Source organism: Actinoplanes sp. KI2 (assembly GCF_025630775.1).
Taxonomy (GTDB): Bacteria; Actinomycetota; Actinomycetes; order Mycobacteriales; family Micromonosporaceae; genus Actinoplanes.
This window is the reverse complement of sequence record NZ_JAOSZE010000078.1, coordinates 1-20,885: the sequence shown is the minus strand read 5'-3', so window position 1 is coordinate 20,885 and position 20,885 is coordinate 1. Positions and strand designations below refer to the sequence as shown.

General features: G+C 68.1%; 18 protein-coding genes and 1 pseudogene. 15 read left to right on the top strand and 4 right to left on the bottom strand.

What is annotated here, in order from left to right:
* The first annotated feature begins 60 nt into the window (after positions 1-60).
* Positions 61-1,560: a hypothetical protein gene (locus tag ODJ79_RS44750; RefSeq protein WP_263029839.1), complete on the top strand. Its 1,500-nt coding sequence runs from the start codon at positions 61-63 to the stop codon at positions 1,558-1,560.
* A 384-nt stretch (positions 1,561-1,944) separates the two neighbouring features.
* Here the strand turns inward: ODJ79_RS44750 and ODJ79_RS44745 are convergent, their stop codons facing one another.
* Positions 1,945-2,862, bottom strand: coding sequence for an NADP-dependent oxidoreductase (locus tag ODJ79_RS44745; protein WP_263029838.1), 918 nt, complete (start codon positions 2,860-2,862; stop codon positions 1,945-1,947).
* A gap of 145 nt (positions 2,863-3,007) precedes the next feature.
* Between ODJ79_RS44745 and ODJ79_RS44740 the strand changes: the two genes are divergently transcribed.
* The 8 genes from ODJ79_RS44740 to ODJ79_RS44705 all read left to right on the top strand — a co-directional run bounded on the left by ODJ79_RS44740 (position 3,008) and on the right by ODJ79_RS44705 (position 10,851).
* Positions 3,008-3,535: a hypothetical protein gene (locus ODJ79_RS44740; protein WP_263029837.1), complete on the top strand. Its 528-nt coding sequence runs from the start codon at positions 3,008-3,010 to the stop codon at positions 3,533-3,535.
* Positions 3,536-3,849: 314 nt separating this feature from the next.
* Positions 3,850-4,254 carry a VanZ family protein gene (locus tag ODJ79_RS44735; protein WP_263029836.1) on the top strand — a complete coding sequence of 135 codons (405 nt, stop codon included), beginning with the start codon at positions 3,850-3,852 and terminating at the stop codon, positions 4,252-4,254.
* Positions 4,255-4,347: 93 nt separating this feature from the next.
* Complete coding sequence (locus ODJ79_RS44730) at positions 4,348-4,509, top strand: hypothetical protein (RefSeq protein ID WP_263029835.1); 162 nt, start codon at positions 4,348-4,350, stop codon at positions 4,507-4,509.
* Positions 4,510-4,882: 373 nt separating this feature from the next.
* Positions 4,883-5,161 carry a hypothetical protein gene (locus tag ODJ79_RS44725; RefSeq protein WP_263029834.1) on the top strand — a complete coding sequence of 93 codons (279 nt, stop codon included), beginning with the start codon at positions 4,883-4,885 and terminating at the stop codon, positions 5,159-5,161.
* 243 nt (positions 5,162-5,404) lie between these two features.
* A complete protein-coding gene (locus ODJ79_RS44720; protein ID WP_263029833.1) occupies positions 5,405-6,808 on the top strand; it encodes an arabinofuranosidase catalytic domain-containing protein in 1,404 nt (467 codons plus the stop codon).
* Between the two features lie 64 nt (positions 6,809-6,872).
* Positions 6,873-8,153: a PHB depolymerase family esterase gene (locus ODJ79_RS44715; RefSeq protein WP_263029832.1), complete on the top strand. Its 1,281-nt coding sequence runs from the start codon at positions 6,873-6,875 to the stop codon at positions 8,151-8,153.
* A gap of 58 nt (positions 8,154-8,211) precedes the next feature.
* Entirely contained in the window at positions 8,212-9,615 is a 1,404-nt protein-coding gene (locus ODJ79_RS44710) for a non-reducing end alpha-L-arabinofuranosidase family hydrolase (RefSeq protein ID WP_263029831.1), read from the top strand.
* Between the two features lie 405 nt (positions 9,616-10,020).
* A complete protein-coding gene (locus ODJ79_RS44705) occupies positions 10,021-10,851 on the top strand; it encodes an aldo/keto reductase (RefSeq protein ID WP_263029830.1) in 831 nt (276 codons plus the stop codon).
* Positions 10,852-11,261: 410 nt separating this feature from the next.
* Here ODJ79_RS44705 and ODJ79_RS44700 read toward each other — a convergent pair whose 3' ends face one another.
* Positions 11,262-12,896 (bottom strand): cellulose binding domain-containing protein, encoded by a 1,635-nt coding sequence (locus ODJ79_RS44700; protein ID WP_411267444.1) that lies wholly within the window; start codon positions 12,894-12,896, stop codon positions 11,262-11,264.
* 426 nt (positions 12,897-13,322) lie between these two features.
* Here ODJ79_RS44700 and ODJ79_RS44695 point away from each other — a divergent pair, with 426 nt between their 5' ends.
* Together ODJ79_RS44695 and ODJ79_RS44690 are read left to right on the top strand one after the other, a co-directional pair.
* A complete protein-coding gene (locus ODJ79_RS44695) occupies positions 13,323-13,457 on the top strand; it encodes a hypothetical protein (RefSeq protein WP_263029829.1) in 135 nt (44 codons plus the stop codon).
* 165 nt (positions 13,458-13,622) lie between these two features.
* A complete protein-coding gene (locus tag ODJ79_RS44690) occupies positions 13,623-14,186 on the top strand; it encodes an antibiotic biosynthesis monooxygenase (protein ID WP_263029828.1) in 564 nt (187 codons plus the stop codon).
* A 357-nt stretch (positions 14,187-14,543) separates the two neighbouring features.
* Here the strand turns inward: ODJ79_RS44690 and ODJ79_RS44685 are convergent, their stop codons facing one another.
* Entirely contained in the window at positions 14,544-15,701 is a 1,158-nt protein-coding gene (locus tag ODJ79_RS44685) for a carbohydrate binding domain-containing protein (RefSeq protein WP_411267445.1), read from the bottom strand.
* 666 nt (positions 15,702-16,367) lie between these two features.
* A complete protein-coding gene (locus ODJ79_RS44680) occupies positions 16,368-17,825 on the bottom strand; it encodes an arabinofuranosidase catalytic domain-containing protein (protein WP_263029827.1) in 1,458 nt (485 codons plus the stop codon).
* 386 nt (positions 17,826-18,211) lie between these two features.
* On the opposite strand from ODJ79_RS44680, the pseudogene ODJ79_RS44675 reads away from it, so the two are divergent.
* The 4 genes and pseudogenes from ODJ79_RS44675 to ODJ79_RS44660 all read left to right on the top strand — a co-directional run bounded on the left by ODJ79_RS44675 (position 18,212) and on the right by ODJ79_RS44660 (position 20,527).
* Positions 18,212-18,929, top strand: a pseudogene (locus tag ODJ79_RS44675) (IS6 family transposase).
* Between the two features lie 6 nt (positions 18,930-18,935).
* On the top strand, positions 18,936-19,490 hold the full coding sequence (locus ODJ79_RS44670; RefSeq protein ID WP_263029826.1) for a hypothetical protein: 555 nt from the start codon (positions 18,936-18,938) through the stop codon (positions 19,488-19,490).
* Entirely contained in the window at positions 19,475-19,945 is a 471-nt protein-coding gene (locus tag ODJ79_RS44665) for a type II CAAX prenyl endopeptidase Rce1 family protein (RefSeq protein ID WP_263029825.1), read from the top strand. The genes ODJ79_RS44670 and ODJ79_RS44665 overlap by 16 nt, the downstream gene beginning before the upstream one ends.
* A gap of 117 nt (positions 19,946-20,062) precedes the next feature.
* Complete coding sequence (locus ODJ79_RS44660; RefSeq protein ID WP_263029824.1) at positions 20,063-20,527, top strand: hypothetical protein; 465 nt, start codon at positions 20,063-20,065, stop codon at positions 20,525-20,527.
* The last annotated feature ends 358 nt before the right edge of the window (positions 20,528-20,885 follow it).

The window sequence follows — 20,885 nt, the reverse complement described above, 5'->3', positions numbered from 1 at the left end:
CTGTCGTGCGGACGGCTCGTTGCACTGATCATGAGACAGGGGCGAGCGTACCGGTCCTGCGTGGCTCTGGCTGTTGTGCTGCTGGTGCTCGCCGCGGATCCGGGCGTCGCCCGGGCTGCCACGCTGAGCCTCAGCGGTGTGGTCTTCTACGACCGCAACGACAACGGCGTACGGGACCCGGGTGAGCCGGGTGTGCCGGGTCTGCGGATCCGGCACGGCAGCGGGCGGGTGGTCACGACGACCGGCGGGGACGGCGGCTACAGCGTGAGCGGGCTGCCGGCCTTCGGGGCGTTGGTGGTGGAGACGGGCTGGCTGCGGTCGCAGTGCCCCGCCGCCGGCCGCGCGTCGGCGATCACCTGCCCGCGCGGGCCGGGCCGCGACAACGACTTCGCGGTCGACAACCAGTTCATCGGCTACCCGCTGACCGGGGCGAGCAGCGCGACCGGGGTTGATGTCGGGCTGCTGCCGGACTGGCCCGGGCCGGGGTTGCTGCCGCCGCTCTCCGGCGGTGCCGTGCCGGCGAACCCGGTCGACGTGGCAGCGCGGCTGTCCTGGACGGAGAGCGAGTGTGCCGGGGGCGGTCTGCACATCTGCCGTGCCGGAGACACCTTCCGGCTGGCCGCGCAGGTCTACAACCAAGGCACGACCCCGCTGTCGGGCATCCAAGCCGTGCTCAGCGTCCCCGCCGGCGACTGCCTGACCGGCCTGCAGTTGGTCGGTGCGGGGACGTCCCCGGCGGTGACCGGCATGACCAGTTCGGCGTACTCGTGCGACAGCCGGACCGTGAACGTGGCCCTGGCGGGCACACTGGTGCCCGGCGGGGCGGCCCTGATCGCGGTAGACGGCCGTACGGTGGCCGGGCCCGGCACGCCGGGCTGCCGCATCGATGCGATCGACCCGGGCACGTGCACGGTGGCGGAGCCGCAGGGCCGCGGTTGGCTGTTCGCCGTCACCCACCTCGACCAGCCCGGCGACGCCGATTCGGCCTTCTGTAATCCGGTACCGGCCACGATGTGCCCGACCGGCGTGCACGACAAGCGGCGTTCCCCGGACGAGGTCGATCCGGTCGGGCACAACGTCGACGCCGCGCTCGGCGGCAGCACCGCCTACAACCTGCAAGGCCACCTGGCACTTGCCGGCGGCACCGTACGACGCGGCGCGGCCCTGACGCTGCGCGCCTGGGTCAGCGACAGCGGCGCCGGCGCGGTCAACCAGGCGCCACCGGGTGCCACCGTCGTGCTCTACCTGCCACCAGGCAGCCGCATTCTGTCAGTGCCGGACCGGCACATCCTGCTGGACTGCATCACGCAGCCCGGCCCGCAGGTGAGCTGCCGGTACCGGGGCCCGTTGAGCCCCGGCCTCGCCGCGATCGCCGTCGACGTGACCGCCGTCGTGCCGGACACCTGGCCCGCGGGCGTTCCCTATCGGCCGGTGCTCTGCGCTATCGCCCCACCTGCAGCCGTGGCCGAGACGCTGCCCGCGGCCGCGTGCGGGCCGGGAACCGTGGCCGCGGGCACCGCCAGCGACAACGACGCCGACCTAAACCTCGTCGTGCCCTGACTCCACCGCCCGCCGGGCCCTGCGCTCAGGAGCCGCAGCGTCGCGGCAAGCGCCGTCGGATCCGCCCGCCTGCGCCAGACCATCCTCGACGGCGAGATCGCCCCCGGCGAACGAATCCGCCAGGTGAGGCCGCAGAGAGGTTCGGGGCCGGTCGGCAGCCGGCCCGCGACGCACTGGTGATCCTGGCCGCCGAAGGGCTCGTCCGCATCGGACCTCGGTGGGACGAGCAGATCGCCGTTATGGAGCGGCCTGGCACAATCGTCCGGCCTCCTCGGCCGAGGACTCGCCGGCCTGCTCACCGTGGATCGGGGATCGGGCCTGCTGCGCCGGGGCTCGCCCGGGCCGGCTGATCTCGGGCCGGCGGGGTCGCTGTCGGCGAGAGTCTTACGGACGTACGCGGATGATTGTCTTTCCCTTGCTTCGCTCGGTCGGATTGAGGGCGGCGACGGCATCGTCGAGTGTCGCGACGGTGCCGATGTTCGTCCGCAGCCGGCCGTCGCGGACGCGCGCGACGATCTCGTTCAGTTGGGCACGGTCGGCCTCGACGACGAAGTCGACCGCCCAGCCGTTCGCAGGTCGCGCCACGGGCGGGCCGACGATGGTCACCACCGTTCCGCCGGCCCGGACCAGACCTGCGGACCGCTTCTGGATGTCTGCGCCGATGACGTCGAAGACCAGGTCGACGCCGCCGACGTCGTCCAGGGTGTCGTTCTCCAGGTCGACGAACTCCTGCGCGCCGAAATCGAGCGTCTTCTGACGGTCGGCGTGGCGTCCGGTGCCGATGACGTACGCACCGAACTCCCGCGCGAGTTGCGTCACCATGGACCCGACCGCGCCGGCGGCGCCGTGCACGAGCACGCTCTGCCCCGCCTGTAAGCGGCCGTGCTGGAACAGTCCCTGCCACGCGGTCAGCCCCGAGATCGGCAGGCTCGCGCCCACCGTGAAGTCGACGTCGCCGGGCAGCGGCGCGAGATTGCGCGCCTCGACGGCCACGTACTCCGCCAGCGTGCCGTCGCGATGCCAGTCCGTGAGGCCGAAGACCCGCTGTCCCACCGACAGCCCCGTCGTGCCGTAGCCGAGGGCACTGACCACCCCGGCCAGTTCGTGCCCGGGGATCGACGGTGTTCGGTCACGGTCGCGACGATCGGTCCACGTCGAGGGCCAGTCCATCTCGGTCGGGACGAATCCCGACGCATGAACCTCGACGATGACGTCGTTTATCGCTGCCGGCGGCTCGGGCCGCTCCGTCAGCGTCATCCCGGCCCTTCCGGCGGCCTGGTCCGTCACCACGATCGCTTTCACGGGAACTGCCCCCTCGGTCATTTGTCTCGTTGATAGAAATGTCGCGGGGAATGGGTGGTTTCTGAGGCTACGCTCGGACAGGCGTTCCCACCCGCGGCGGGCGGCCGAAGCCGGCCATCATGGACCAGCGTGCGGAGTTTGTCCGATGACGATTCGCGTGGGTTCTGCCAGACTGGCCGCGGCGGGCCAGCAGCTCACCCGGGCCGACGTGGTGCCATCGGACGCCGGCGGAGGCCCGTCGCCTGAAGATCGGACTCGGCGCACCATGACAGGGCCCACGGAAAACGTCAAGATATTCGGGCTTCGCCCGGTGGCGGCGGTCGCCGGGCTCGTCCCAGGCGGCCGGCACTGCGTGCCGATCATGGCCGCCTTGCCCGGGCTGGGCATCGCGACAGACCTCGTCGGCATCCTGCACGGAGCCGACGGCCTTCGCATTCTCGACCCCGAGCCGCATGGGATCGGGCACCGAGTCCTCAAGTTCTTCGAAAGCTGGGGCTACCACGCCGAGATCATCAAGCTCTACGACGAAGGCCTGCGCAAGGGCGAGTCGATGGTTGTCGTGCCGGCGTCGTATCCCGACCGGATCGCTGTCGGCCGGCTGATGGCCGGCAACGGCGGCCACGCCGTCTATTATTTCGGCTTCGGGCACGTGGAGTCACTGACCGGCCCATGACGTCACCCGCTACCGCACCGCAGGCGTAGCTGCGGGTGCCGAAATCCTGTCCACGCAGGTCAGGCAGCATGGCCGTCTTCGTGGAGGAGGCCGCCAAGGTGATCGCGTGCACGGGACCTACACACTTCGTCGGCTTGGGCTGATGTCCGGCCGCACTACGGTGGTCCACGATGATCCCGGGTGGGTACCTTCGTTGGCTTCCAGTCGTCGCGACAGCGGCGGCTCTCGTCCTGGCTGGTCTGGTTGGCAGGCGTCACCTCGTGGCCTATTGGCGGCAGCGCGGCGTCTCGGCGGGGCCGGCGGTTCGGCGGGCCGTGGCCACGACGGTCATGGTGGTCTGGACGCTGCCGTGGCTAGTACTGGTTCTCACCCCGCTCGACGCGCCCCGAAAGGTTCGGCTGGTGCCGCTGCGGGACGTTGTGGAGATCCTCGCCGACCGTCCGCTGACGGCGTTCTTCCAGATCGTAGGCAATCTGCTGGTGTTCGCGGCGGTCGGGTTTGGTCTGGGCATGGGGTGGCAGGTGCGGTTCGCCTACGGGGTCGCCGCCGCCATGGGCATGTCGATCGCGGTGGAAACACTGCAGTACGTCCTGGCGCTCGGACGCGTCTCGTCGGTTGACGACGTGCTATTGAATGCGATCGGTGCCGGCATGGCTGTCCTCGCGGCCCGGCGGCTACCGGTTCCCGATCGTCTGCTGTCCCTACTGCTGCCGCATTGAGCCCCTCTCGGTCGCTGAGCCGGACACCCGCCACGGGCGGTCATCCGCTTCCGCCGCTGGTCGCGTCGCAGTCGAGTTGGAGGAGCTGCAGCGATGACCGACTCCACCGGACTCGGCAACGAGCTGCGCTGGACGGCGATGGTGTTGCGGGTGGGACCGCCTCACGCCCGCGGCCGCCGCGCTGTGTTGACGCGGCGCGCGCAGCTCGGCCGGCACCGCCTCGACGCGGCCGACGGGCTGCACCCGAACGGATAAGTGTGGTGAGCGCATGCGGCTGATCAAGTTCACCCACGCCTGCGTACGCCTCGAGGACGGGGACCGCCGTCTGCTGATCGACCCCGGCATCTGAACCGAACCGCGAGCCTACGAAGGCGTCACTGACATTCTTGTCACCCACGAACACGACGACCACATCGACCTCGACCGGATCACGTCGCTGGTGACATCCCAGGAACTCCGCATCTTCGCGCCACAGGCGGTCCGGGCCCTCGCCATGGAGAACAACGCTGCGGGTGCCGAGAACCTCATCCGCGCTGGTCACGGCCGGACTGGCGGCCGGCTCGTGGGCGGGGCCCGGCGCGGATTGCGGCGGCCAGGCCTCGACGGCGCTGGGCGAGGATGACTTGCTGTGTTGCTTCGGCTGGCGTACCTCGGCGTGACCAGTGCGCTCGCTCTGTTGCGGCTGTTGCCGATGAGCGACCGCGACAAAGACGCCGAGATCCTCGCCCTACGCCACCAGGTCATGGTCTTGCAGCGTCAACTGCACGGCGATCGGGTCCGGCTCGCGCGTGCCGACCGGGCACGGATGACATTCTCGGCACCCGCAGTGCTGTCACGCGTATCCGTCTCATCCCTCCGAATGGTCGGCGGATACCAATTGATAGTTGTCACTGAAAAACTGTTATGACGTGAGATGACACGGTGACAAAGTTATCATCTTGAATGCGTGGGAGCGCTCCCGTAATATCCGTATGACGTTGTTAACGTTAACGCAACCGGCCGTAGCCGGATGGCGCGGCGCATTCGCCGAGACGCATTGGAGACGAACTCCGGTACGCAGGGTGAGCGGCGCCGGGCCCGGCCGGCGCGGGGAATCGTTCAGACGGAGCGGGCCCCGCGTCGGACATCGGCACGACATAGGGGAGACGCCATGAGAATCAGAGTTCTGCTCCTCGCCGTCGCGCTGGCGTTCGCGGCCGGGCTGGTCGCCGTGACCACGGCCCCCGCGGTGGCGGCGGCTGGTTGCCGGGTCGACTACACGGTCACCAATTCCTGGCAGGGCGGGTTCGGCGCGTCGGTGCTTGTGACCAATCTCGGCGATCCGGTCGATGGCTGGCAGTTGTCCTGGTCCTTCACCGCCGGTCAGACCGTCACCCAGTTGTGGAACGGCACGGTGAGTCAATCGGGTGCGCAGGTCACCGTCACCAACGCGAGCTACAACGCGAGTATCGGGACCGGTGGTACCGCGGGCTTCGGCTTCAACGGCAGCTGGACCGGCAGCAACCCCGCGCCGGCCGTCTTCACGCTGAACGGGGTGGCGTGCACCGGTGCGCCGGCCACCCAGAGCCCGAGCCCGACCCCGTCGGGCAGCACGCCGGTGACCAGCCTTCCCTGTGATCTCTACGCCGCCGGCGGGACGCCGTGCGTGGCTGCGCACAGCACGACCCGGGCCCTGTTCGCCGCGTACACCGGCGCGCTGTACCAGGTCCGCCGCTCCTCGGACAACACCACCCGCGACGTCGGCGTGGTGAGCCGGGGCGGGGCGGCGAACGCCGCCACCCAGGACGCGTTCTGCGCCGGCACGTCGTGCGTCATCACCGTCATCTACGACCAGTCCGGGCACGGCAACAATCTCGGTTACCAGGGTCCCGGCGGCGTCGGCGGGGCCGACACTGCGGCGGGCGCCACGCGCGAGACGGTCACGGTGGGCGGCAGCAAGGTCTACTCGCTCTACATCAATGCCGGCAACAGCTACTGGCGTAACGGGTCGGCCACCGGCGTCCCGACCGGCAGTGCCCCGGAAGGCATATACATGGTTACCAGCGGCACGCATGTGAACAGCGGATGCTGCTTCGACTACGGGAACAGCGAGACCACCCGCCGGGCCGACGGCGCGGGCGCGATGGACGCGATCTACTTCGGTACGAGCTGCTGGTTCGGCGGCTGCTCGGGCAGCGGGCCGTGGGTCCAGGCCGACCTCGAGTACGGGCTGTACCCCGGCGGCAGCACTTCCTGGAACCCCAACCAGCGAGCCTTCACCAGCAAGTTCGTCACGGCGACGCTGAAGAACAACGGCACCTCGCGGTTCGCCATCAAGGGCGGCAACGCGCAATCCGGATCGCTCACCACGCTCTGGGACGGCGCTCTCCCGCGCGGGTACAGCCCGATGCGCAAGCAGGGCGCCATCATCCTCGGCAGCGGCGGCGACTGCTGCGCGACCAACACCAACCTCAGCGTCGGCACCTTCTACGAGGGAGCCATGGTGTCCGGCTACCCGAGCGACGCGACCGAGAACGCCGTCCAGGCCGGCATCGTCACCGCCGGCTATCGGTGATCCCCGCCCCTCCCGCCCGCTGAAAGGAACCGACGTGCGAAGGCGTGTCCGTGTCATCCTCTCGATGGCGCTGCTACCCCTGATCGCCGCATCCGTGCTGCTGCTCGCCCGGCCGGCGGCCGCGGCCGCCCTGACCCGGGTGACCGGCTTCGGCGCCAACCCGACCAATCTCAACATGTACGTCTACGTGCCGAACAACGTGGCGCCGAGACCGGCGCTGCTGCTTCTCGTGCACTACTGCAGCGGTTCGGCCAGCGGCATCTTCAACGGCAACGGCCGGGACTACGTGACCGCGGCCGACCGCTACGGCTACGTCATCGTGCTGCCCGAAGCCACCAGGAGCGGCAGCTGTTTCGACGTGTCCAGCCCGCAGGCCCTCAAACGCAACGGTGGCAGCGACTCCACCGGCATCATGTCGATGGTCGCGTGGGCTCGTGCGCACTACAACGTGGACCCGGCGCGGATCGTGGTCAGCGGCTTCTCCTCGGGCGCGATGATGACAAACGTGCTCGCCGCGGAGTACCCGGATGTGTTCTCGGCCGCGTCGGCGTTCTCCGGCGTGCCGGCCGGATGCTTCGCCACCACCGACGGATCGCTGTGGAACAGCACCTGCTCCAGCGGCCGCCTGATCAAGACCGCCGACCAGTGGGCCTCCCAGGCCCGCGCGATGTACCCGGGCTACACCGGCGGCTATCCGCGGATGCAGCTCTGGCACGGCGACACCGACACCACCCTCGCCTACCCGAACTTCGGCGAGGAGATCAAACAGTGGACCGCGCTGCACAGGCTGAGCCAGACACCCGCGTTCACCGATCACCCGCAGTCGTCGTGGACGCGTACCCGGTACGGCAACACCGGCACCCAGGCCACGGTGGAGGGTGTCAGCATCGCCGGCGTGGGGCACGCCCTGCCGCAGACCGGCCAGCTGGCGTACGCCATCAGCTTCCTCGGCCTGGACGGCACCTCCACCCCGCCGACCAGCCCGCCGACGAGTCCGTCGACCAGCGGCCCGCCGAGTCCGCGCGCCTGTCACGTCGCCGTCACGGCGAACGCCTGGAACACCGGACTGACCGAGAGCCTCACGATCACGAACACCGGGAGCGCTGCCGTGAACGGTTGGTCGCTGAGTTTCGCCCTGCCCGCCGGGCAGACCATCACGTCTGGCTGGAACGCCACCTACGCGCCCACCTCCGGGACAGTGACCGCCACGAACATGTCCTACAACGCCGCGATACCGGTCAACGGCTCGGTCAGCATCGGCTTCCAGGCGGCGCACACCGGCCAAACCGGCCTGCCGGCCGGTTTCACCCTCAACGGCAGCGCGTGCGGCGCCGGCGCCGGCTGAGCCGGCCGGCGCCAACCACGTACGACCGCCTATCCCCACCCCCAAATAGGAGGAGTCCATGACCAGATCCAGATCGACGAAAGTCGGCGTGGTGTCGACCGGCCTCGGCCTGCTCGCCGCGACGGCGGTCGTCGTGGCGATGCCGGCCAATGCCGCCACCGCCGGATGCTCGGTCAATTACACCGTGTCGTCGCAATGGCAAGGCGGCTTCGGCGCGAACGTATCGATCACCAACCTGGGCGATGCCCTGTCCGGCTGGACGCTGACGTGGTCCTACGGCGCCGGGCAGACCGTGACCCAGGCGTGGAACGCGACGGTGACGCAGAGCGGCTCGGCGGTGACCGCGACCAACGCCAGCTACAACGGCTCGGTCGCGACCAACGGCACGGTGTCCTTCGGCTTCAACGGCTCATGGACCGGCAGCAACCCCACCCCGGCCGGCTTCGCGCTGAACGGCGTGACGTGCACAGGTGGTACCGGGCCGAGCTCCCCGCCGACGACCCAGCCCACGACCCCGCCGACGTCTCCGTCCACTCCGCCGACGACGCCCAGCGGCAACTGCACGCTCCCGTCGAGCTACCGCTGGACATCGACCGGCTCGCTGGCCAACCCGAAGAACGGCTGGACGTCGCTGAAGGACTTCACGAACGTCGTCTACAACGGCAAGCATCTGGTGTACGCGTCGAACGTCGCCAACGGCTCGTACGGGTCGATGAACTTCGGCTTGTTCACCAACTGGTCGGACATGGCTTCGGCCAGCCAGAACGGGATGAGCCAGGGCACCGTCGCGCCCACCCTGATCTACTTCGCGCCGAAGAACATCTGGGTGCTGGCCTATCAGTGGGGTCCGACCGCCTTCAGTTACAAGACCTCCACCGACCCGACCAACGCCAACGGCTGGTCGGGGGCGCAGACGTTGTTCACCGGCAGCATCTCCGGTTCCAACACCGGCGTGATCGACCAGACGCTGATCGGTGACGGGCAGAACATGTACCTGTTCTTCGCCGGCGACAACGGCAAGATCTACCGGGCCAGCATGCCGATCGGTAACTTCCCGGGCAGCTTCGGCTCGTCGTACACGACTGTCATGAGCGACTCCACGAACAACCTGTTCGAGGCGGTCGAGGTTTACAAGGTGGCCGGTCAGAACCAGTACCTGATGATCGTCGAGGCGATCGGCAGCCAGGGCCGCTACTTCCGGTCGTTCACCTCCAGCAGCCTGAGCGGCTCGTGGACGCCGCAGGCCGCCAGCGAGAGCAACCCGTTCGCGGGCAAGGCCAACAGCGGCGCGACCTGGACCAACGACATCAGCCACGGCGACCTGGTCCGCACCAACCCCGACCAGACCAAGACCATCGACCCGTGCAACATGCAGCTGCTCTACCAAGGTAAGAACCCCAGCGCCGGCGGCGACTACAACAACCTGCCGTGGCGACCGGGTGTGCTCACCCTGCAGCGATAAGGAGGTACGCCGCCGCGTTCCGGCTTCGGCCGGAACGCGGCGGCGCCGGTCCACTCCGGTGCGGCCCGAAGGCAGTGGCGGCGTTCTGTTCGGGTGCGCTCGGCCGTAGTCGATGCGCAGCGACCCGCGACCGCATCGCCGGCGGGAACCGGATACCGCAGGGGCGTCACCTCGGTCGTTCAGAGCTCACACCCGCAACGCCGCGGCGACCTGGTACAGGATCGGCCGCCTCGCCGTACTGGCGGCGCGATGATGATCGGCAGGCGTCGTGCCTTCGTGCCGCCCCGGACGCGGAGCCGCCACTCACCGCAGCGAACAGCCGCCCTCGCCGGTAGTTTCCTCGACGGCGGCGGGGGAAGTGCAGACTGGAAACCGCCAGGCTTGATCACGGCAGGAGAGACGACGATGGCCGCAGAGAAACTGACCCAGGACGGGCGGGCGCGTGTGCTCGCCGACGGCAACGAGATTCCGCTGCTCGCGCTCGGGGTGTGGCAGGTGCCGGACGGCCCGGAGTGCGAGAAAGCGGTGCGCTGGGCGCTGGAAGCCGGCTACCGCCACATCGACACCGCCCAGGCGTACGGCAACGAGGCCAGCGTCGGACGGGCGCTGCGCGACAGCGGCATCGCCCGCGAAGACGTCTTCATCACGACGAAGTTCTACCCAGGTTCGCGCGACCCGGAGGCCGAGGCCGAGCGCAGTCTCGAGCGCCTCGGCGTGGAGCGCGTCGACCTGTACATCGTGCATTGGCCACAGGGCGGCCCGACCTGGGCCTGGGACGGCATGCAACGCGCGCACGAGCGCGGCTACGCACGTTCGATCGGCGTTTCGAACTTCGCCGCGTCGGAGATCGACGATCTGCTCAAGGTGGCCGACGTGGCCCCGGTCGTCAACCAGGTGCAGTTCAGTCCATTCGAATTCCGCCGCAAGCTGCTGGCCGCCTGCGAAGCACGTGGCCTGGCGCTGGAAGCCTACAGCCCGCTGGGCACCGGGCGGCATCTGCGCGATAGTCAGGTGGCCGAGATCGCCGAGCGACGGGGCCGCACTCCGGCTCAGGTGCTGATCCGCTGGGCACTGCAGCGCGGCCTCATCGTGCTGCCCAAATCCACCCATCGCGAGCGCATCGAGCAGAACGCGCAGGTCTTCGACTTCGAGTTGACCTCCGCCGACATGGACACGCTCGACGGACTGGACGGCACCGGCGGTACGGACCGCGCCCTGGAGCAAACCTGGTGGTGAGCCTCCCGGAGCGCTGACTCGGTACGCGTCGACCTGACCGCCGGCCTGGTCCGGGCCGGTGAGCTGGAGGTGTGCGGCGTCCGTGCGGGCCCTACGTCTGGCCGTACCCGGCAAGGACCGCCGCGGCCGAGGGGGAAAGGCGGCGCTCGCGGGCGCGACCGAGGTAGACGGTGCTCATTCCGCCCTCGCCGAGCGGCCGAGCAAGGAGTAGTCACCGAGCCGCCGCGGGTCGGCCGGGCGCAACGCAGTCGTCACGCCCGACGACTGTACCGGTTTAGTTGATCCTTCGTACCGGGCTCGGCCCGTTGTGGACGACGGCCGCGCGTCGGGGCAACCGCCGCGGGGAGAAGCCTTCTCGGCCAGGCGCGGGGCCCGGAACCGCTGGTTCCGGGCCGCGCTCGTTCCGGTGATCAGGCGAGTGCGCAGCTCGTGCCGTTCAAGGTGAACGAGGCTGGAGCCGCGGCGTTGCCGGTGTGGGTGGCCTGGAAGCCGATCGTCAGGGACGCGTTCGGTGCGAGGTCGCCGTTGTAGGAGACGTTCCTGGCGGTCACTTGCCCCGAGCTGGGCGAGTAGGTGCCGTTCCAGCCGGAGGTGATGGTTTGGCCACTCGGCAGCGTGAAGGAGAGGGACCAGCCGCTGATGGCGTCAGTGCCGGTGTTGGTGATGGTGATGGTGGAGGTCAGGCCGCTGTTCCAGGCACTGACCGTGTCACTGACCCGGCAGCTGCCGGCGGCCGGCGGCGTCGGCGGGCTGGAGGAGGGTGGCTCCGACGTCGGCGGAGGCGAGGTCGGCGTGCCGGCGCTGCTGACCCGGTAGACGACCGTTCCGTGGGACGGAACGCTGGCCGAGATGGTGCCGGCGGTGGTGCTGGTTGCGTTGCTCCACACGTCGCGCAGGGTGAACGAGCTGCCGGTCATGCCGATCGCCGCGGCCGTGGTGCTGATTGTGGTGGTACTGCCGCTCTGGTTGAACAACGCCACTGCGACATCCCCGTTGGCCAGCTTCTTGGCCAGCACCCGCCGGGAACCGTCGTTGGACACCTGCGTCGCCTGCACCGCCAGGCTGTCCTGATCGATCGCGACCAGGTTCGCGTTCTTCAGGATCGTCTGCGTCGCCGAGGTCATCGACCGGATGTCGTTGCCCGCGATCAACGGCGAGGCCATCATCGCCCACAACGCGAAGTGACTGCGCTGTTCGGTGTCGGTCAGCCCGCCTCGACCGACCTCCATCATGTCCGGATCGTTGAAGGCACCCGGCCGGGCGTTGCCGGCCAGCGGCACGGTGATGTTGACGATGTTCTGAATGCCCATCGGATACCCGTTGGTCTGCCCGGTGTCCCACTTGTTGGTGATGTCCTCCGTGGTCCGCCACATGTTGGCCACGTCGCCCCAGTTCCGCTGCGGACCGGTACAGCAGTGGAAACTGTTCGGGTTGATGCTGTACACGATCGGCCGGCCGGTCGCCGCCAACGCATCACGCATCTTCGCGAACGTGGTCACCTGATCGTTGATCGTGCCGCTGCCCGAGCAGTAGTCGTACTTGAGGTAGTCCACCCCCCACGCGGCAAACTGCCGGGCGTCCTGCGCCTCATGACCCTGGCTACCGGTCGACCCCGGGTAAGCACCCGTACTCTGCGCGCAGGTCTTGGCGACCGGCACCTCGTACAGGCCGAATTTCAGGCCCTTGCCGTGCAGATAATCGCCCAGCGACTTCATCCCGCTCGGGAAACGGGACGGATCACCCTGCAAATTGCCGGACGAATCCCGGTTCGGATTGAACCAGCAATCGTCCACCACCACGTATTTGTATCCCAGATCACTCATGCCGGACGAAACAATGGCGTCGGCCATCTGCCGGATCAACGTCTCATTGATATTGCACCCGAACGTGTTCCAGCTGTTCCATCCCATCGGCGGCGTCCGGGCCACGCCGTTCTCCAGCGCCTGGGCGGAAGGCGCGGACAGGGCGAAGACAGCCCCGGCGGCCAGCACTGAGCCGATCGTCACCCCGGCGGCCGTAAGCCGGCGACGCGTCCAAGAAGCCATGCGGGTTCCTCCAGGTGGGGACAAAGAGACCTAGCACGCAGAAGGCGGCGAGACCGCATGCGTGCGCTCAGCGGCGAATCCCCGGTAGAGGCGCCGGAACGTGGCCGGTTCACCGAATTTGGTGATCCTCACGTTCGCGGTGAAGCCCTCGGGACACCGATTGCCGACGGCGTGAATGTGGCTGCGGGGCCGGCTGGGTGCCCCCGCGACACCGGCGACGGTTGCACCCAGAGCAGCGTGGGCGGCCACCCAGGGTAGCCGGCGCCCGGAGGACGCGGATTGGCGCATGATGACCTCGCAGAAGGCATAAGCTTTGGGAGCGCTCCCACAGATTCTGGCCAATGTTGCCAGAGGATTCCAGGCAGATCAAGCCCTGATCACGAACGCATGTCGTAACACATTTTTAGCGAGCAGAATTGCCGCGATGTGGACAGCGTCGAGAATGAACTTCACAAGGCCGTCTGTGACCACCGGGTTCAACTGCCGGACGGGCAGACCGCCATCGCCACCGACTGGACCACCGCGATGACGCGTCTGCACCTGCCGGCCACGACAGGCTGATCAACAACCCCGACGAACCGAACAGCCGCCAGCCATCGAGTTACTCAGGACAACCTTCGTTGGGTTGTCCTGTCCGCAGAACCTCCCCGGTCCGGGAGCGTGGGGCACGACACTGATCCGCGGGATGACGCACGCCGGAAATCCGGGCTTACCACAATGTGAGACATGAAGTCGCCGCCGCAGCTAGCCGTCACCGTCGCCATCACCCGGCGGGCCGATCCGTCCCGGAACGCGGAGATGGCCGCCTGGGTCCGGGCCGGCGCCTCCCTGGCCGAGACCTTCCCGGGATTCCTCGGCACCGGCTGGGTCCGCCCGGAGCCACGCTCCCCGGAGTGGCACATGCTCTACCGCTTCGCCGACGCCGGCTCACTGCGCGACTGGGAGGAGTCGCCGCAGCGGCAGTGGTGGCTCTCCTCGGCCGAGGGTTTCGTCGAGCACACCCGGATGGAGAAACGCACCGGGATCGAGGGCTGGTTCGACCGGCCGCGGGAGTTGCAGACCGATCATCCGGCGCCGGCCGCTCCGGCCCGGTGGAAGCAGGCGACCACCATCTGGCTGGGCTTCTTCCCGGTCAGCCTGCTCTCCGGCTGGTTGCTGGCACCTCACCTGGCCACCCTCAACCTGGTGCTGCGCACCCTGATCAGCACGCTGGTGCTGACCCCGATCATGACCTACCTGGTGCTGCCGCAGATCACCCGGATCCTGCAGCCCTGGCTGCGCCGCCGATAGCTAGTCAGCATGAAGCGGCCGGCTCCACGCTCCGCTCCCCTGTGAGGTGATCTCGTGGTGCCCGCTGCGGAGCACGCTCGACGTCAACGGTCAGCCCCGTACGCTGGTGGCCCGTGAGAAGCAGCGGCACGCCGCCGTGATGTGCGAGCTCGCCGACGAGCGCGGACGGGTGGATGTGCCGTGGAAACCGACGACCTGGCCGCCCTGCACGCCCTGGTGGCCGCTGGCTCGCGCTGGGCCGCCGAGCCGAGTCGCCCACGGCGGCGCGTAATGCGCCGATGGCGGCGTTGCGCAGGGCATTTGCAGGACATCGCGGCAGCGGCTCTGTCACCTGAGGAATTTACTTCCGGAATGGCCTCATTGCATTGATGCGTCGTCGATGTAGAAGTTGTCGGTGCCCGAGGTCGTCTCGACGTAGAACCTCGCGGATGACAAGGTCCCCATCCACGACACCGTCGCGGTTCCCGTCAACAACGTCCACCCGGAAGAATTGACCGGCCCTTGCGCAAGAACAACGTAATTGGTGGTCCCGTTGGCGGTTATCGCCACGCTCACCTTGCCGGTGGGTGTTCCGGTCTGCGTTCTCATCCATACGCTCGTGGTGTAGCTCTTGCCGTTGGTGACCTTGGACGTCAGGTCCTCGCTCGGGCCGTTCCAGGATGCTGTCCGGCCCGTCCGCAGCAGCGAGTTGGCGCCGCCATGGACGACTGCCGTGTTAGCGGCGAGCCCACCACCACCGAATATCGACCAGCCGCTGGTTCCCGCTTCGATGTTCCCGTTCGCCAACAGATCCGACGAGGTAGTCGGGTTGCCGATGCTGCCGGCTACGGAGCGCAGAGCCGTGAACCAGGTGGCGGCCATCTTGTCGTACCCGGTCGCGGTGGGGTGGATGCCGTCGGTCAGGTCGGCGGCGGTCAACGCGCTGTGCATGTCGACGAGATGGACGTGCTTGCCGGCGTTCACCTTGCTCTGCACGATGCCGGGAATCGCGGAGTTGAACGTACGCGCCGCGGCGTCCTGGCTGGTATTGGACAGCGGAGTGATCTGGGCGACGAACACTTCCGCGGTGGGAACTGTATTGGTGATGTGGTCGATCAGGGTGGACAGCCGGCTCGGCGCGGTGGACAGGTTGAAATTCTGCAGCACGTCGTTGGTGCCGATGTGCAGCAGCACCGTGTGCGGCTGGTAGGTGTTGAGCCAGCCCACGACGTTCGCGTCGATCTGGTCGATCCGCCAGCCGGGATGTCCCTCGTGGTCGTGGTCACCGAGGCTGGATGGCCCGTTGAACTGGGAGCCGACGAAGTCGACCCGGTAACCGTTGCCGGTGCAACGTTGCCACAGCCCGATGCGATACCCGCCCGGCACCTGCGTGCCCTCGGTGATGGAGTCGCCGAGGGGCATGACCCGTACACCGCCGTTGGACTCCGCGCCGGCACTGCCGGCATGTATCGCCAGGGCCAGAGTCATGACCGCGGCCGCTGCGGTGGCGGTAAGCCATCTCGTACGTGTTCGCATGGGGCGTACCTCCATCGCGTCGAGCGTGCAACGAGTCGCGAGGGGAGCCGCCATATCCACACAAAGATCGATGACTACCAATGCATGGAACGTTCCGTAGTATGCGAGGAAATCATCCCGTACACAAGCCCGAGCCGAAGGAATCCATGCGGTCCGCGGATGAGCCGACGACCACGGGCGGTTTACCCGAGGTGCTGCGGCGCGGGCGCAGGCGTGGCGAGCTCGCCGTGGCCGCGATCGCCGAGTTGGCGGGAGTCTCGCCGCCGGCGGGTCGAGGAACTACTCCGGTCCCGAGTCCGTAAGAGGGCGTCCGATCCTGTACCGGGATATTTCATTTCTGCGCACGTCATCGGCCTTGATCGTCCCTTAGGCATGCATGGGGACAGAGGCGGCTTCCATATCGAACGGATCTGGCGACGGCCCGCTGATGCGGCCGGGGCCGACACCGGTCACCCTCGCGCGGGAGGACATGCTCGGGTACGGGTGATCTACCAGTCCGACAGCGTGGACGGGGCACCGTGTCAGGCAGTCGACGCGGTGCGGATCAGGGTCGCGCACGCCTCCCCACCGCGTTCGCCCTCAACGGGACCTCCTGCGGCTGACCCGGACCGCGGGAACGCCAACGGGCCGGTGGGAGGTGGTCCCACCGGCCCGTTGCGCGGTTGCCTACCGCAGACTCCACTGCTGGTTGGACTGGCCGTTGCAGGACCACAGGATCAGCTTCGTGCCGTTGGCCGTGCCGGCGCCGTTCGCGTCCAGGCACAGCCCCGACTGCACGCCGGTGACCGTGCCGTTGCTATTGACGTTCCACTGCTGGTTGGTCTGGCCGTTGCAGTCGTAGATGATGACCGCGGTGCCGTTGGTGGTGCCCTTGGCGTTCGCGTCCAGGCACTTGTTGCCGTACACCGTCAGTTGTTTGCTCGAGGTGGACGTCCAGAGCTGGTTGGTGCCGCCCCAGCAGTCGTACAGCTGCAGCTGGGTGCCGTTGGTGGTGGACGAGTTTGGTACGTCGACGCACCGGCCCGACTGCCCGCCGACGATCTCCTTGCCGCTTCCGCCGCCGCCCGACGACGTGCCGTAGCCGGCCGCCACGATGTTGGCCTGCACCGCGTTCTCGGTCGCGTCCGACGGGTAGCCCGACGTCATCACGCCCTCGTAGAAGGTGCCCGCCGAGCCCTTGCTGTTGTCGCCGCCGATGCCCAGGATGATGGCTCCCTCCTTGTGCATCGGGTTGTAGCCGTTGACGTTGGGCCGTGGTCCGCTGTAGTACGTGGACAGACCGCCGGACTGGGCGTTGCCGGCCCGGATCGCCCACTGGTTGGGCTGACCCTTGATGATCGCGGTGACGAACCGGTTGCTGATCGACGGGTCGTTGGCGTTGTACCCGGCGTTGACCCCGGCGAAGAGCCCGTTCTCCAAGTCGGCCATGACCCACGGCCCGTTGCCGGTGCCGTAGCCCCAGACCTTGATGTTGCCGAAGTAGATGGCCTCCATGTGACCGTTGCCGGTGTCGTTGCTGCTGGTCTCGGCGTTGCCGTAGTCGAAGCAGCAGCCGCCGTTGTAGTGCGTGCCGTCGAAGATGGCGTACATGCCCTCGGCCTGGTCACCGGTGGCGATGCCGTTGGTGCTGTTGTTGCGGTAGCCGGTGCCGGGTGCGACGAAGACGCCGTACACCTTGTTGCCGTTGATCGTGATCGGGGCGGCGGTGGCGTTGGCCAGGTTGTCGGGCCCGCCGGCCGCGCCGCCGCCGGGCGCCTGGGTGAGGTCGTTGCCGCGCCCGGTCTGGTCGTAGATCCGGGTGATGAGGCAGGTGGTGCCGGCGCAGAACGAGTCCTGGCCGGCCGCGTCGGCGTAGCCGCCGGCGCCGACCGGGCCGATGCTGCGGTACGTGTTGTCGGAAGCGCGCCGCACCTGATAAAGCGAACCGGTGTACGCCCCGAACAGGGCGCGGGTCGTGCTGTGCGCGGCGACGCACGGGGTGCCGCCGGAGGCGTAGATGTCGCACGGTCCGGTGACCGCGGCGTGCGCGGGCGCCACCGCGGCCAGGACGCCGCCGAGCAGCCCGGCGACGCCGGCCGCGGACAGCAGCGCTCTGCGCCGGGAACCCCTGGGGATGATGGGCATGGGAACCTCGCTCGTCGTTCCGGGACGGTGATCGGGCGGACTGCGCCCGGGGAGGGATGCGCGACCCGGGCCCAGTTGCGGTCGCCGGCGCGTCGCCGGCAGCGCCTCGACCGGTCCGGCGGGGGCAATTGTGAACGTTAACTAGCGGGCCGCTCGTCGATTGTTACGCCGGTGCCAACGGCTAGTCAACGGCACGTTTCCGGGCCGCCCGAGCGGTGCCGGAAGGCTGGAATTTCTCCCACGATGTGTGAACCTGGGCTGGACTCGAGTCACTGAAAACCGTTACGCCGGGCGACATTTCCGTTGGCGCGGACATAGGCATATGCCGTTTGACGCCTCTGGCGCTGTTGTGTTGGCTGATCTGATGATCACGCAAGGTTGATCGACTGAAGTCTGCGGCTCGCTGTCGTCTTTGGTCTCCTCCCCGCTCGGCGTTCGCTGGGTTCCGCTTCCGGCCGAGGTGATCGTGGTGGCGGTGCCCTGGTATCTGCGCTACGGCCTCTCGTACCGCGACGTCGAGGAACTGCTCGCCGAACGCGGTATCGAGGTCGACCACGTCACGGTGTCCCGATGGGTGCACCGGTTCACGCCGCCGCTGGCCGACGCCGCCCGGTTCACCCGCCACGCACCCGGCGACCGATGGTTCGTCGACGAGACCTACGTCAAGGTCAAGGGGGTCTGGCGCTACGCCTACCGCGCCGTCGACCAACACGGCCAGGTCATCGACGTGCTACTCACCGGCCGCCGAGACGCCAGCGCGGCACGCCGGTTCTTTGCCCAGGCACTTGGCACACTGAAGGTCGTTCCGAGCGAGGTGGTGACCGACGCCGCGCCCGTCTACCCAGCCGTGCTCGAGGACCTGGTGCCGGCGGCGTGGCATCACGTCGAACGGCACGCGAGCAACCCGATCGAGGCCGACCACGGCCAGCTCAAACACCGGCTCAGACCGATGCGCGGGCTTCAGACCGATCCAAGCGCCCAGCTCGTGATCGCCGGGCATGCCTTATCCAGAACCTGCGCCGCGGACACTACGACCTGGTCCGCTCGGCCCTATCCGGCAGTCACGGAGCCGGACAAGCTCGGACGAGAGGTGGGGAGAGGTGAGCCGTCGTGGCGTCGTTACTGACCCACACCGGGCGTGAACGTCGGGCAAGTCACGTTCGGCCGTCCACCGACGTTCCGGAGACCTCATGGCGATTTCTTCTGCTGGCCACGGCGGGTGTAGTAGCGGTTGCCACGGCTCTCAACATCAGCTTCCGCGCCGGCCGGGGCTTCTACACCACGGTCTATGCGGACACCGGGCACTTGGTCAGGCCGGCTTTGATCGGCGGGCTTGCTCTACTGGCGGTGGTTTTCGTCGCCGCCGGGTATGCGGGACTTCGGCCACCCGATCTGGGTTGGCAGCGGTCCAGGGTGGGTGGTGGTTTGGCTGCCACTGCCGCGATCTTCGTGGCCATGCAGATCATCCAGATCATCGTTACCGTCGCCAACGACGACCAGCCACAGCTGTCCGCATCCGGGACCGGTGCCGGCTGGGCAACGGCGATGGGCGCCCTGACCGGGTATGCGCTCGGCATCGCTCCCGCCGAGGAGACCTACTTCCGAGGTTTGCTGCTACCCCAGCTGAGGCTTACTGTAGGTTCGCTCGGATGGCCCCAGCGGTAGCGACTGGCGCAGCGCTCGTTGTCTCCCAGTCGATGTTCGCGCTCTATCACCTTCCCGGTGAGGTGCTCGGCGGCTCGTCCGGGGCCGGGATGGGCTGGCCGGACATCGGCCTCGACCTCGGTCGCCTCTTCGCCATCGGGATGGTGTTCGCCGCGCTCTACCTGCGCACCGGGAACCTGTTTCTGGTCATCGGCATCCACGCGCTGCAAGACGCCGGAACCACGATTGTGGCAGCACCGGTGGACCCTGGACTGGCGATGTTGCGGGCCGCCGTGTTGCGGGCGATCGAAGCGCCCTGTACTACGACGGAGCTCGCGCGTCGTGCCGGAACGTCAGTCACCTCGGCCAGTCAACATGCCGCGGTGCTCAGGAAGGCCGGCCTGATCACCACGGTCCGGCGAGGCGGCGCCGTGGTGCACAGCCTGACCAATCTCGGAACCGCCCTGCTGCCGTGACTAGCGGGTTTCAGGCACGGCGCAAAGCCGTGGCGCCCCCGGTCATGCATGTTCAACCATTAGGCATGAGGGCGCAGTGATAGCGCCCCTATCGAGGAAGAAAGGAAGGCGTGCCTGATGGGAATCGGATCGATCGCTCGGCGGGCTATTCTGGTAATGGCGACGGGAATGGCTATCGCCGTTGGGAGTGCGAACGTGGCGCACGCGGCCACGGCCACCAGCGGCGGTCAGACGGCGAACGCGGTCGCACCCGCCCTTGCCGGACCGGTCGCCGGCAGCGCGCAAGGCCAGGCGACCCGGTCGGCCGCCGTGCGGCTGTTCGCCAGCGGGTGCTGGTACAGCAGTAGCCACTGGTGGTGCAACAACATCTCGGGTGCCCCGGTGTATGCATCGGGCACCAGCAATGTGATCGGCTACATGTACAGCAATCCGAGTTGGTTCATTTGTCGCTCGGATAGCGGCGGGTATGTCGGCGGACCGCACCCGTACCGTTGGGAATGGACTGAGGCGGACAACGGCGCCTGGGGTTGGATGAAGGACACGGCCATCTACAGCGAAACCAACCCGTTGCCGGTGTGCTGACCGGCGCATCGCCATCCTGTCTCCCATGGGCCGCCGGCGGCCCATGACAGGGTTTCCTGTCATGGCGGAAGGCGCGGCGCTTCTTGCGCACGTCGGCTGGTCCGGTGCATGGCAAGATTCATCGGACCAGCGGACGTCGTCGCTCTTTCCGGTAGCCGGTTCCGGCCACGAATGATCGACCGAGATCTGCGAGGCCACTTACGAGCATATGTGCGGTTCAGCTCGCAGACGACATGACCGGTTGGCGCGCGGATCCGCCGCGAACCGCGCGGCATTTCCAACGGGTCAGTACGGACGTGCCAATTAGTGGGTTTCCGTGGGTAGCGAGGTGGTGATTCCGCAGTGGCAGAGGTGGATC